Origin of the sequence: Microbispora hainanensis (assembly GCF_006874475.1) — a bacterium.
GTDB classification, from domain to species: domain Bacteria; phylum Actinomycetota; class Actinomycetes; order Streptosporangiales; family Streptosporangiaceae; genus Microbispora; species Microbispora hainanensis.
On the sequence record NZ_VIRM01000049.1, the window covers coordinates 22,237 to 34,709 of the forward strand.

Genomic DNA, 12,473 nt, shown 5'->3' on the forward strand with positions numbered 1-12,473 from the left:
CAGAGAATGCCGTACGACTTCAATCAGCAGATCATCGAGGAGTTCCGCGCCAACCGTGGGAAGGTGGGCGGCCCTTTCGAGGGAGTCAGGCTGCTCCTCCTGACCACCACCGGCGCCCGTTCGGGGGTCCGTCGTACGGTCCCCCTGGGCTACCTGGATGACGAGGGAGGCCGGATGCTGGTCATCGCCTCGGCCGGCGGTGCGCCGCGCCACCCGGCCTGGTATCACAATCTGCGTGCCGATTCCCGTGTCACGGTGGAGACCGGGATCCTCACGATCGAGGCGGAGGCCACCGTTCTGGAGGGTGAGGAACGCGATCGGCTGTTCGCCCGGGCCGTGGAAGCCGATGCCGGCTGGGCCGACTACGAGGTGAGGTCGGGCCGCGTCCTGCCGGTCGTGGCGTTGACTCCGCGTGCCGTTTCCTTCTCGGACCTGCCGGAAGGCGCCGCTTCGCCGCGTGACGGGGATCGTCTGCGCGTCACGCGGGTCCCCGCCGGCTCCGGCGACCGCCCGGCCGTGATGGCCGCGATGCAGTCCCTGGTCACCGGTGCTCCGGCGCTCGGCGCCGACGTGACGCCCGCGCTCGCGCACACCGGAGGCGTTCCGGGGCTGTGGGTCGGCGCGGCGGGAGGGCCGGCCGCCGGGGACGGCGTCACGCTGTACGTGCACGGAGGCGGTTTCGAGCGCGCCCAGCCGGCGCTGGAGCCTCTCATGGCCTGGCGGCTGTCGGAGGCCACCGGGCGTCCCGTGTTCAAGGTGGACCAGCGGCTGGCCCCCGCCCACCCGTATCCCGCGGCGTTGGACGACGTCGTGGCGGTGTATCGGAGCCTGCTGGAGCAGGGGGTGCCGGCCGATCGCGTCATCGTGTGCGGCGAGTCGTCGGGCGGGACACTCGTCCTGTCGGCGTTGCTGGCGCTCAAGCAGGCGGGCGATCCCCTGCCCGGCGCGGCCGTCGCGGTCTCCCCGCTGACCGATCTGACCCTGTCGAGCCGGTCCCTGGACGTCGACGACGGCGGAGACGTGATCGATCGCCGGGTCGCCGAGCACGTCATCGCGCAGTATCTGGCCGGAGCCCCCGCCGATCGGGCTCCCCAGTCTCCGCTCCACGGGGATCTGCGCGGCCTGCCCTCGTTGCTGCTCGTGGCCGGGACCGCTGAGGTGCTGCTGGACGACACGCGGCGCTTCGCGGCGGCCGCCGCGGCCGCCGGTGCCGACGTGACCGTGGACCTGTACGAGGGCATGCCGCATGCCTTTCACGCGAGTGTGATGGCGCAGGACCCTCCTCCCCTGGCCGTGACGTTCCTGCGCCGCCTCGCGGACTGGGTCGCCGGCACCCGGGCGGGGAGCCCGAGGTGATGCTGACCCGCCCCTGAAGACGCCTCTGACCACCCGATCGGAACGAGCCGGCGTCCCTTCTCGGAGGGTCGCGGCCGATCGGGTGGTGGGGCTCGCGTCAGCCTGTGGGCATGCCGATCTGGCGGCGTTCGAGCAGGGAGCGCAGCGTGGCGAGGACCTGCCGGGTGGCCTCCCCCGGGGAGCCGTCGAGGGTGTCTCCGATCAGCTCGGCCAGCGCGTCGGTCACGGTGGCCTCCGCCGCGTCGACGAGCCGCGTGCCCTCGTCGGTCAGGGCCAGCAGGGAGGAGCGGCGATCGGCCGGGTTGGGCCGGCGGACGACCCATCCGTGCTTTTCGAGGCGGTCGACGCCCTTGCTGGTCGCGCCGATGCCGACGGCGAACTCGGCGGCGAGGTCCGCCACGCGAGATCCGGGGTGGTCGCGCAGGTGGCGCAGGGCCTCGAACTGGGAGGTGACGATCCCGTGCCGTTCCCGCAGCCGGTCGTTGAGGGCGTTGTAGAGGCGCGTCTCGCATCGGACGAGATCGGCGAAGAAGCCCTGGAGGCCGGTTGGGTCCCCGTTCGATTTAGATGCCACGGCATATAGTGTACGGGCATCTACTTCTGGTGGGAGCACTCATGAGCAAGCAACAGCGCGCCCGGATCGACGCGATACTGCGACGGCCGCGACCCGAAGGACCCCGGTCGGTCGAGGCCCTCCGCACCGGCTTCGCGGCGCTGATGGCGCAGATGATCGTGCCGGACGCCATTCGTGTCACGCGGACGACGCTCGGCGACCGGCCCGCTCTGCGTGTCGAGCCGGACGACGGGCAACGCGCCGGGACGATCCTGTACTTCCACGGCGGCGGCTGGGTTTTCGGATCCCCCGAGACCGCCCTGTCGCTGACGGGAAACCTGGTGGTCAGGACCGGCTTCGCGGCCTACTCGCTGGACTACCGGCTCGCCCCCGAGCATCCGTTCCCCGCCGCGATCGACGACGCCGTGGGCGCCTACCGCGCCCTGCTCGACAGCGGCGAAGACCCCTCGGCCGTCGCGTTCGCCGGGGACTCCGCGGGCGGCGGCCTCGCGGTCACCACCTGCCTCGCCGCGCGCGACGCGGGTCTTCCGCTGCCCGCCGCCATCGTGGCGTTCTCCCCCGGTCTCGACGCCACCCGTACGGGCGAGAGCGTGGACACCAAGGAAGGCATCGATCCGATCTTCACCCGGGAGGCTCTCGAACGCACCGGGGCCATGTACCTCGGCGGGGCCGACCCGCGCCAGCCTCTGCTCAGCCCGGCGGTCCTCGCCGATCTGACCGGGTTTCCCCCGATGCTGCTTCAGGTGGGCACCAACGAGCTCCTGCTGGACGACTCCACGCGCCTGGCCGAGCGTGCCCGGGCGGCGGGAGTGGACGTGATCCTGGACGTCACCGCGGGCGTGCCGCACGTGTTCCAGTCGTTCGCCGGTGTGCTGGACGAGGCGGACGAGGCGCTGGACCGGGCGGCCTTGTTCCTCGGCCAGCGGATCCGCGCCGGGGGCGCGCCGCGCGTTTTCTCCCCCGCCGGGAGCCGCTCGGCCGGGTCGTGATCAGTGGGTGCTCATGCCCGGTCGGCCGTCTGCGCGGGGGCGGGCGCCGGTGCGTCGCCGGGGACGGGGCGGGTGGCCCTCCGGCGGGTGGCGAGGGTGAGGAGCAGCGAGGCCGCCGTCAGCGTCACGCCGAACCAGACGACGCTGGTGACGCCCAGGTGATCGGCGAACAGGCCGCCGAACAGCGCGCCGAGTGCGATGGAGGTGTTGTACGCCATGGTGTTGAGCGACATGGCGGCTTCGAAGGTGTCGGGCGCGGCGGCCTGGGTCAGGTTGACCTGGGAGAGCTGGACGACGCCGAAGGAGACGCCCCAGAGCACCAGCGTGATGACCGCTCCGGCCTGCCCGTGCGCGATCGTGAGCAGCAGCAGCAACGACGTCACGAGTCCCGCGCAGCCGGCGATGAAGCTGCCCCTGAGGCTCTTGGTCACGGTGTATCCGGCGACGAAGTTGCCGGCGGCGCCGCCCGCGCCGTACACCATCAGCGCCGCGGTGATGAAGAAGGGCGTGGCGGACGCGCTGTCCTCCAGGTAGGGGCGGACGAACGTGTACGCGCCGAAGTGGCCGAGCACGAAGAGGACGATGGTGAACAGCACCAGGCGCAGCGGCACGTTCTTCAGCGGGAGGCCGAAGACCTCCCGCACCGAGACCGCGTTCGTCGACGGCAGCGACGGGATGACGGTGACGACCGTGAGGAAGACCAGCGCGCTGAGGCCGGCCCAGATGAGGAACGTGGTGCGCCAGCCGGTGAGGCTTTCCAGGACCGTTCCGAGTGGTATGCCCACGACCGCGGCGATCGAGATGCCGGACATCACGATCGCGGCGGCCCGGCTCGTGTGGCGTTCCGCGACGAGGCGCATGGCCATGCTCACGCCGATGGCCCAGAACACCCCGCTGGCGAAGCCCATGACGAGCCGTGTCGTCAGGACCAGCGGATAGTCCGGGGAGATCGCGGTGATCGTGTTTCCCACGGTCAGTATCGCCAGGAGCGTGGACAGCAGGACGCGCCGGTTGACGCGCCTGGTCCACGCCACGATGAAAGGCACGCCGAGGCCGGCGGAGACGCCGTACAGGGTGACCATCAGCCCGGCGGCGCCCACGGATATGCGCAGGCTCGTGCTCATCGGGGTGAGCAGGCCGACGGGCATCAGCTCGGTGGTGAGGAAGACGAAGAGGCTGGCGGTGATCGCCGCGACGCCGAGCCATGCTCTGGCGGCCGAGTGCGGGTGTGTGCCTTGGGTGGCCATTGGTGTTCTTTCTGGTTGGTCGTTCGCCTGCCGGCGGGGCGTCGTTCGGCCACGCGGCGCGGCGGAGGGGGGCGGCGGCGGAGGGCCCTGTGGCCGCCGTCATCCAGGGTGGGCGATCGCCTATCGATGAGTCCAACACATAGTTTTCATCAACATCGATCGTCGTTCATCATGGTCGGGTGGAGCTGCAGCAACTGAGGTATGTCGTGGCGGTCGCGGAGACCAGGAACTTCACCCGGGCGGCCGAGCGCTGCCGGGTGGTGCAGTCGGCGCTCAGTCATCAGGTCGCGGCCCTGGAGCGGGAGCTGGGCGCGCGGTTGTTCGAGCGGACGAGCCGGCGCGTGCGGCTGACGCCGGCCGGAGAGGCGTTCCTCGCGGCGGCGCGGGAGTGCCTGGAGGCCGCGGACCGCGCGCGGGCCGAGGTCGCGGCCGCCGCCGGGGAGATCCGCGGGCGGCTCGCCGTGGGCACCATCCCCACGGTGGCGGCCGTCGATCTGCCGCTCGCCCTGCGGGACTATCGCCGGCGTTATCCGCGGGTGCGCATCACGCTCACCGCGGCGGGCAGCGACGAGCTGGTCGAGCGGGTCCGGCAGGGCGCTGTCGACGTCGCGTTCCTCGGCCTGCCGCCGCGTGCGGAGCCCCGGGGCGTTCGAAGTCGCCGTCTTGGCGGCGGCGAGCTGGTCGCGGTGGTCGCACCCGACTATCACCGGGCGGAGACCGAGGCGGACCTGCGGGGCCTGGCGGACGAGCCGTTCATCGACTTCCGTGTCGGCGCGGCCGGTCGGGCGCAGTCGGACGAGGCCTTCGCGGCCGCGGGGGTGCGGCGTGAGGTGCCCTTCGAGGTGTCGTCCGCCGACCTCATGGTCGATCTTGTGCGGCAGGGCCTCGGCGTGGGGATGCTTCCCGCCGCGTACGCGCCGCGCTTTCCCGGCCTGCGCGTCATCCGTCTTCGCGACGCTCCCACCCGGGTGGAGCACCTGATCTGGGACAACCGGCCGTCTCCGGCGGCCACGGCCTTCCTTGAGCTGATCGACGCCGGTTACCCCGCGCATGTCGCTGTTACATGATTACACTGAAAGCATGATCGTATCTTTCGACGGCGCGACCTCCGGAGTGGTGCTCACATGATCGTCGAGTACATCCGCTACCGGATCGACCGGCAGGACGCGGAAGCGTTCGAAGCCGCCTACGCACGTGCCGCGGTGCCCTTGGCGGCCGCGCCGCAGTGTGTGGACTACGAACTGTCCCGGTGCGTGGACGAGCCCGGATGGTACATCCTGCGCATCATGTGGACCTCGGCCGAGGATCACCTGAAGGGTTTCCGGGGTGGCGAGCACTTCGCGGCGTTCTTCTCCGCGATCAAGCCCTATGTGCGGCAGATCGAGGAGATGCGGCACTACGAGCGCACCGCGGTGCGCGGCACCGGATCCTCGGTGCCGAGCCTGTACGACTGGGCGGGTGGCGCCGAGGCGTTCGAGCGGCTCACCGAGACGTTCTACGAGCAGGTTCTCGCCGACGACCTGATCGGTCCGCTCTTCGCCCACATGGACCCGGGCCACCCGAAGTATGTCGCGATGTGGCTGGCGGAGGTGTTCGGCGGGCCGTCCCGCTACACCAACGAGCGGGGCGGCTACCACCACATGCTGGTCCAGCATCTCGGCAAGGCCATCAGCGAACCTCAGCGCCGCCGCTGGGTGGGTCTGCTCATGGACGCCGCCGACGTAGCCGGGCTGCCCGGCGATCCCGAGTTTCGCGCCGCCTTCGCGGGTTACATCGAGTGGGGCACCCGTCTCGCCCTGGCCAACTCCCAGCCCGGCGCCCGTCCTCCGCAGCAGGCTCCGGTGCCCCGATGGGGGTGGGGTGTGGCCCCGCCCTACTCCCCCACCTCCTGATCCCACCTCCTGATCCCACCCCTGATCCCACGTCGTGAAATCCTCGGCGGGTCACGCGGGCGGCACGCCGAGCTGGGACAGCAGTTCCAGCTGGTCGAGATAGACGCGCATGCTGACGATCAACCCGTTTTCGATCGTGCAGACGTAGCAGGCGCGGAGGTTCAGCGGGCGGCCCGTCGGCGGGATGACCTTGCCGCCCGGTCCCACGTAGGGCCCCTTGTGGGTGCCGATGAACACGACCTCGTCGATCGTCGTGTCGCCGGCGTCGAACGACTCCAGGACCACGGTGTGCACGTCCGGGAACGCCGCCCAGAACTCCTCCAGGTAGGAGCCGAGTTCCTCGCGGCCCTCGGCGAGGCCTTCGGGGCTGAGGATGGCCGCGTCGGGGCCGACCGTGCTGAGCAGCGCGCCAATGTCATGCGCATTGAACGAGGCGTTGTATCTGTCGCGCACCCGGCGGGCTTCACCCACGATGTCGGCCCTCCCTTATCGGTGGATGCCCTGCGAGCGCGGCGGCGCGCCCCTCTCGCCGCAGTTTTTGCCGGGCCCTGTTCACGCCTGCCGCGCCTGCTCACCGCTTCAGCGCGGCCGCTCGCCGGGATCGTCCTCCTCCCGTACGGCGAAGCCGCCGCGGCCGTCGAAGGTCACAGTACGGACCGCGTCGAACCCGTCCGACAGGCGCGGGCGGCGCAGGCGTTTCACCGTCGCGTACATGCCGACCTCGGGCACCCGCGCACGGCCGGGCCGTAGCGCGTTGCGCTCCAGGGACGCCGCGAGGTCGGGAGGGAACCAGTAGGCCACGACCCGGGCGCCGTGCTCCCGTGCGGCGACGACGAGCGGGCCCCACTCCTCGGGTGAGGGATTGGTGTTGTCCACGGCCACGTCGCGCCCCTGCTCCAGGGACTCGGCGATGGTCCGGAGCTGGCGCCGCTGCCGGCGGCGGGCGTTCGGCCAGTTGTCCTTGCTGACGTGGACGTGTGTCGCCACCAGGTGCTGCCGGTAGAAGGTGGTCTTGCCGGATGCCTGCAGCCCGACGAGGACGGCGACCTCCCGCCTGGTCATCGCTCCGGGGTCCGCGCCGGGGTCATACCTCATTGTCCCGCACGGTCAGGCGTCGTGGTCGGCCAGGATCTCGTCGATCACGCGAAGCCGGCCGGCGGCCTGTCTCTCGTTGGTGCCGATGACCTGGGCCAGGATGATCAGGGCCTTCCACAGCGCCCATCCCCGGGCCCGCGCCCAGGTGGCGTCGTCCTGGCGTACGGCCGTGCGGAAGGCGCGCCTGCTGTCCCCGCTGAACATGGTCCAGGCGATGACCAGATCGCAGGCGGGGTCGCCGACGCCCGAGGTGCCGAAGTCGATGACGGCGGTCAGCCGTCCCTGTTCGACGAGCAGGTTTCCGGCTGCGATGTCGCCGTGGAACCACACGGGCCTGCCCTGCCAGGTCGCCTCCAGGGCGGCGTCCCAGACGGCCCTGGCGCGCGCGGTGCCGACCCGGCCCTCGAGGGCGGCCAGGGCGCGGCGGGTCTCGTCGTCGTAGTGGGCCGGGGACGTGCCGCGGTGGAAACTGTGCGCGCCGCCCCGCGGCCCGTCGGTGGCGTCGGCGCTCTGGAGGGCGAGCAGGAACTCGGCCACCGATACGGCGAACGCGGGCAGGTCGTCGATGCCGTCGGCGGAGGCGGTCTCCCCGTCCAGCCACCTCCGGACGGACCATTCGAACGGATATCCCGCCCCCGGGGCGCCCTTGACCAGCGGTTCGGGCACGGCGACGGGCAACAAGGGGGCGAGGATCGGCAGCCACCGGTGTTCCTTGGCGACGGCCGGTGCGTAGCCGGCCGCGGTCGGGAGCCGGGCGGTCATGGTCTCGCCGAGCCGGTAGGTGCGGTTGTCCCAGCCGTCGACCGGGACCGGTGTCACGGGCAGGTGGCGCCATTGCGGGAACTGGTCGGCGATCAGTCGTCTCACCAGTGCCGCGTCGATTCCGGCGCGCCCGTCCGGGTGCGGTTGGTCGGCCACCCCGGGAGTGTCGCCGCCGCCCTCGCGGCCGTGCAACGGGTTTTCCCCCGCGCCGGTTCTCCTACGATCACGGCATGGCAGAGGAGGAGCTGACCGGGGGCGGAGTCAACCGTGTCGTCCGGGTGGGAGGCACGGTGCGCCGGCCGGCCCGCCGGTGGACACCGGTGGTGCACGCCCTGCTGGGCCATCTGGCGGTGGCAGGGTTCGGCGGAGCGCCGAGAGCGTACGGGTGCGACGGCGAGGGCCGGGAGGTGCTGGACTTCGTCCCGGGCGAGGTGCCCGGCTATCCCCTGCCGGCGTACGTGATGACCGATGAGGCGCTGGCCGGGGCCGGGGTGTTGCTGCGGGGCTACCACGACGCGACGGTGGGGTTCGCGCCGCCGGAGGGCGCCGAGTGGTACTTCCCGCCGCGCGCTCCGGCGGAGGTGGTCTGCCACGGTGACGTGGCGCCGTACAACTGCGTCTTCCGGGAGGGGCGGCCGGTGGCGTTCATCGACTTCGACACCGCGCATCCGGGGCCGCGGGTGTGGGATGTGGCCTATGCCGCCTACCGGTTCGTGCCGTTGCACGATCGCGGCCGTGACGAGAGTGCTCCCGGGGTGGAGGAGCAGGCGCGGCGGCTGCGGGTGTTCGCCGACGCTTACGGGCTCGGCGCGGCGGACCGGGAGGCGTTGCCGCGGACGGCGCGGGCGCGGCTGGCGCATCTGGTGGCCCACATGCGTGCGGAGGCGGCGGCGGGTCATGAGGCGTTCGCCGCTCATGTCGCAGAGGGGCACGACGTGCTGTATGTCACCGACAGCGCGCACGTCGCGCGTCACGAGGCGCTGTTCGTCTCGGCGCTGTCCTCGGCACTGTCGCCGTCCCCCTCGCCGGAGCCTCCGTCCGAAGGGACGGGCGGCAGGGTGGGGATGTCGGCGGGGTAGAGCGACAGCAGCAGCCCGTACGGCTCGCCGCCGGGGGGTGGGGTGCGCCCGGGAGGGGGCGGGAGGTCGCGGAGGCGGGCGATGAGCGCGTCGGCCTCCTGCCGGGTGAGCCAGAGGTGGTTGAGCTGGGTGTGCTCGGGCTGTCCCGGCCGGGCGGGGAGCATCTCGGCGAGGGCGGCCCTGACGAGGAAGCCGGGTCCGGGTTCGGCGTCCTTGTGCAGCCGGAAGCCGCGGCTGACCAGGGCGAGGGTCTGTTCGGTGCCGCCGCGTACGTGCCGGGTGCCGGCGAGGCGGACGATGCCTGCGTCGCGCAGGACGCGGACGTGGTAGGCGACGGTGCCCTTGGCGGCGTGCAGTGCCGTGGCCAGTTCTCCCAGTGTGGCGGGGCGCTGGCGGAGCAGGTTGACGATGCGGTGACGGACGGGGTGGCCGAGGGCCTTGAACTGCTCGGGGGTGCGCAGCTCCAGGAGCTCGGGCCCGCCCGGGGGCGTGCCGGGACGCTCCCCCGTCGTCTTCTCGTCGTTCACGGGAGAAAAGTGTCGAGGATGGTCGACGCTTTGACAAACCGGCGAGCCGCCCATCACAATCACCGGACCGGAAGCGTCGGAAAATATCAACGCTTGATGTGTCACTGGAGGAAGCCGATGCCTCATTCGACGGCGCACGTCGTCACCGACAGGCCCGAGCGCTACATCAAGCAGCTCGTGTCGCACATGGGCCACAAGGCGCAGGCCGTGCTCGGCGGCGACGGCCGGGCGGTCATCGAGGTGCGGTCCGGGCGGTGCGTGCTGCGGCCGCACGACGGCGGACTGGAGATGATCGCGACCGCCGCCGACGCCGAATCGCTGCTCGGCGTGCAGGACGTCGTCGCCCGTCACCTGCTGCGGTTCGCCACCCAGGAGGAGCTCGCGGCCGACTGGTCGCCCCCGGTCGCGGGCGACGCGGCGTGGGCCGTGTCGCCGGTCGTGGACGACTACCTGCTCACGCACTGCTCCCCTGCCGACGAGGTGCTGAACGACCTGGTGGTCAGGACGCGGGAGGAGACGGGCGGCGCGGCCGGGATGCAGGTCTCGCACGACGAGGGCGCCCTGCTGACGATGCTGGTGCGCCTGTCGGGCGCCCGCCTGGCCGTCGAGGTGGGGGTGTTCACCGGCTACTCCTCGATCTGCATCGCCCGGGGACTGCCGCCGGACGGGCGGCTGCTGGCGTGCGACGTGAGCACGGAGTGGACGTCGATCGCCAGGAACTACTGGGAGCGCGCCGGTGTGGCCGACCGCGTCGACCTGCGGATCGGGCCGGCGCTGGAGACGCTGCGCGCGCTTCCCGCCGAGCCGTCCATCGGTTTCGCCTTCATCGACGCCGACAAGCAGGGCTACCCCGACTACTACGAGGAGGTGGTCACCCGGCTCACCCCGGGCGGGCTGGTCGTGCTCGACAACGTGTTCCAGGGCGGGCGCGTGTTCGACCCGGCCTTCCAGGGGGACGCGCAGGTGGCCGTACGCCGCCTGAACGAGACGATCGCGCGGGACAGCCGGGTCGAGTCGGTGATGCTGCCGGTGCGCGACGGGATCACGATCGCCCGGCGGGTGGGCTGACCCGCGAGGGCTTGTGCGGGGGTCAGCCGATCACACGGGCGAGGAACTCCTCGAAGGTCGTCGGTGTCGCGGTCTCGGTGTCACGCGGCTGGGTCATGACGATCCGGCGTTCGGCGACGTCGGTCATCATGGCGGTGGTGCCGTCCGCCATGTGCGGGGAGAACCCGGCAGCGAGAAGACGCTCGCGCATCGCGGCGGCGTCGATCCGTTCGTAGCGCGCCCCAGGGCGTCCAACTGCCTGTCCGATAGCGGCGATGATCTCGTCGAGCGTGATGTCCCGGGGACCCTGCAGTTCGAGCGTGCCGGTGCCGGCCCTGCGGCGCCCGGTGAGAAGATCCGCGGCGACGGCGCCGATGTCGGCCGTGGCGATGGCCGGGAGAGGGATGTCCCCGGGGATGAGCCCGTGGGCGGTGCCGGTGGCCCGCACCTCTTCGATCATCGGCAGGGTGTTCTCCATGAACCACCCGGCCCGCAGGTGGGTCACCTCCACACCGGTCAGGGTGTCGAGCGCTTCTTCGAACGGCCGCAGCCCCCACACCGGGCCACGGGCACCGGCGTAACTCGCGGCCCAGCCGCTCAGGCCGACGACCCGGGTGAGGCCGTCGAGCGCGTCGAGCGCTTGACGATAAGCGCTGATCACGCGCCGCTGGTAGGCGGGGAAGTCGCTGCTGCCGGGGATGAGGCCGGGTGCGATCATGACGAACGCCGCGCGGGCACCGGCGAAGGCCTCCCGGAGGCCGTGGGGGTCGTCGGGACATACTTCGGCCGCTTCGGCGCCGCGCTCCACGAATCGCTGAAGCCGGCCGCGGTCGCGGCCCAGCACCCGAATCCGGTGTCCGGCGGCGAGCAATGCCTCGGCGACGGCGGAACCGGTGTCGCTGGTGGCGGATGAGACGACAATCACACGTGCTCCTCGCGTATCGGATCTTGACTGGGTTGACGACCGGCGTGCGCGCGGGCCGGCGGTCAGCCGGCGACGCGGACGCCGAGAAGTGCGAGCCGGTCGGCCGAGCGCGTGCCCGCCTTGGCCGCGCTCACGATCAGACGCTGCCCCGGATCGTCGGGCAGGCGGAGAATCTCCTCGTTCAGCTCCAGCTCGCCGACGAGGGGATGCCGATAGCGGCGGACGGTGTGCAGGCAGTCGCGTACCGGGTGGTCGCGCCACAGGCGGGCGAAGTCCTCGCTGCCGGTGGCGAGCTCGGAGACGAGCCGGTGGAGGGCGAGGTCGTCGGGCCGCTCCGCCGTCGCCAGCCGCAGGTAGGACACGAGATCCTCGGCCTGGCGCTCCCAGTCGGCGAACAGATCGCGGAAACGAGGGCCGAGGAAGACCCGCCGGGCTTGATTCGGCGCGTCAGGTGTCCCGATGGCGGCGATCTCGGCGGTCGTGAGGCACCACAGCGCGTATCCGAGCGGGTTGCCCGCGAGGATGTCGGTGCGCCGTCCCACGAGCACGACCGCGCCGAGGCTGCTGCCGACGAGGTCACGGATGGGATCGCGGACGTGGTCCTCGTTGCCGGTCCCCCGGACCGGCGGGAGGGCCCGTGCCAGGCGGTAGAGGTGCGCACGCTCGTCGGGTGACAGCTTCAGCGCCCGTGCGACGGCCTCCAGGATCGCATCCGAAACCTGATGGCTCTCGCCTCGCTCCAAGCGGGTGTAGTACGTCGTGCTGAGCCCGGCCAGCTCGGCGAGCTCCTCCCGTCTGAGCCCCGGCACCCTCCGGCGGTCGCCGTACGAGGGGGTGATGCCGAGCTCCTGTGGGGTCACTGCGGCACGACGTGCCCGGAGAAACTCACCGAGCTCCTCCGACGACGACTTGCCGGCCATCACCCCTCCATCATGTCTCGCGCCCAGTGGCCTGGTCGCGCCGGGCATCCTGCTCTGCGG

14 protein-coding genes are annotated in these 12,473 nt (G+C 71.7%); 6 read left to right on the plus strand and 8 right to left on the minus strand.

Annotated features, from left to right (window positions below):
- Positions 1-6: 6 nt before the first annotated feature.
- A complete protein-coding gene (locus FLX08_RS30585) occupies positions 7-1,356 on the plus strand; it encodes a nitroreductase/quinone reductase family protein (protein ID WP_142623737.1) in 1,350 nt (449 codons plus the stop codon).
- Positions 1,357-1,453: 97 nt separating this feature from the next.
- On the opposite strand, the gene FLX08_RS30590 is transcribed toward FLX08_RS30585, so the two are convergent.
- Entirely contained in the window at positions 1,454-1,930 is a 477-nt protein-coding gene (locus tag FLX08_RS30590; protein WP_142623738.1) for a MarR family winged helix-turn-helix transcriptional regulator, read from the minus strand.
- Between the two features lie 41 nt (positions 1,931-1,971).
- Here FLX08_RS30590 and FLX08_RS30595 point away from each other — a divergent pair, with 41 nt between their 5' ends.
- The gene (locus FLX08_RS30595; RefSeq protein WP_142623739.1) at positions 1,972-2,919 is read left to right on the plus strand and encodes an alpha/beta hydrolase; all 948 of its coding nucleotides are present in this window, start codon (positions 1,972-1,974) and stop codon (positions 2,917-2,919) included.
- Positions 2,920-2,930: 11 nt separating this feature from the next.
- Here FLX08_RS30595 and FLX08_RS30600 read toward each other — a convergent pair whose 3' ends face one another.
- A complete protein-coding gene (locus FLX08_RS30600) occupies positions 2,931-4,166 on the minus strand; it encodes an MFS transporter (protein WP_142623740.1) in 1,236 nt (411 codons plus the stop codon).
- A gap of 179 nt (positions 4,167-4,345) precedes the next feature.
- Between FLX08_RS30600 and FLX08_RS30605 the strand changes: the two genes are divergently transcribed.
- Together FLX08_RS30605 and FLX08_RS30610 are read left to right on the plus strand one after the other, a co-directional pair.
- Positions 4,346-5,233, plus strand: coding sequence for a LysR family transcriptional regulator (locus FLX08_RS30605; protein WP_142623741.1), 888 nt, complete (start codon positions 4,346-4,348; stop codon positions 5,231-5,233).
- 57 nt (positions 5,234-5,290) lie between these two features.
- Entirely contained in the window at positions 5,291-6,058 is a 768-nt protein-coding gene (locus FLX08_RS30610) for a group II truncated hemoglobin (protein ID WP_142623742.1), read from the plus strand.
- 51 nt (positions 6,059-6,109) lie between these two features.
- Here the strand turns inward: FLX08_RS30610 and FLX08_RS30615 are convergent, their stop codons facing one another.
- The 3 genes from FLX08_RS30615 to FLX08_RS30625 form a co-directional block, all read right to left on the minus strand.
- Positions 6,110-6,529 carry an ester cyclase gene (locus FLX08_RS30615; protein WP_167530625.1) on the minus strand — a complete coding sequence of 140 codons (420 nt, stop codon included), beginning with the start codon at positions 6,527-6,529 and terminating at the stop codon, positions 6,110-6,112.
- Between the two features lie 108 nt (positions 6,530-6,637).
- Positions 6,638-7,153: an ATP-binding protein gene (locus tag FLX08_RS30620; RefSeq protein ID WP_208761764.1), complete on the minus strand. Its 516-nt coding sequence runs from the start codon at positions 7,151-7,153 to the stop codon at positions 6,638-6,640.
- Positions 7,154-7,165: 12 nt separating this feature from the next.
- Positions 7,166-8,071 (minus strand): aminoglycoside phosphotransferase family protein, encoded by a 906-nt coding sequence (locus FLX08_RS30625; RefSeq protein ID WP_142623744.1) that lies wholly within the window; start codon positions 8,069-8,071, stop codon positions 7,166-7,168.
- 74 nt (positions 8,072-8,145) lie between these two features.
- Between FLX08_RS30625 and FLX08_RS30630 the strand changes: the two genes are divergently transcribed.
- On the plus strand, positions 8,146-8,994 hold the full coding sequence (locus FLX08_RS30630) for a phosphotransferase enzyme family protein (RefSeq protein ID WP_142623745.1): 849 nt from the start codon (positions 8,146-8,148) through the stop codon (positions 8,992-8,994).
- Here the strand turns inward: FLX08_RS30630 and FLX08_RS30635 are convergent.
- A complete protein-coding gene (locus tag FLX08_RS30635; RefSeq protein WP_167530626.1) occupies positions 8,886-9,521 on the minus strand; it encodes an ArsR/SmtB family transcription factor in 636 nt (211 codons plus the stop codon). The genes FLX08_RS30630 and FLX08_RS30635 overlap by 109 nt on opposite strands.
- A gap of 117 nt (positions 9,522-9,638) precedes the next feature.
- On the opposite strand from FLX08_RS30635, the gene FLX08_RS30640 reads away from it, so the two are divergent.
- Positions 9,639-10,589 (plus strand): DUF2218 domain-containing protein, encoded by a 951-nt coding sequence (locus FLX08_RS30640; RefSeq protein ID WP_341874358.1) that lies wholly within the window; start codon positions 9,639-9,641, stop codon positions 10,587-10,589.
- 22 nt (positions 10,590-10,611) lie between these two features.
- Here the strand turns inward: FLX08_RS30640 and FLX08_RS30645 are convergent, their stop codons facing one another.
- Together FLX08_RS30645 and FLX08_RS30650 are read right to left on the minus strand one after the other, a co-directional pair.
- The gene (locus FLX08_RS30645; RefSeq protein WP_167530627.1) at positions 10,612-11,493 is read right to left on the minus strand and encodes an NmrA family NAD(P)-binding protein; all 882 of its coding nucleotides are present in this window, start codon (positions 11,491-11,493) and stop codon (positions 10,612-10,614) included.
- A gap of 62 nt (positions 11,494-11,555) precedes the next feature.
- Complete coding sequence (locus tag FLX08_RS30650) at positions 11,556-12,413, minus strand: helix-turn-helix domain-containing protein (RefSeq protein ID WP_167530628.1); 858 nt, start codon at positions 12,411-12,413, stop codon at positions 11,556-11,558.
- Positions 12,414-12,473: the final 60 nt, after the last annotated feature.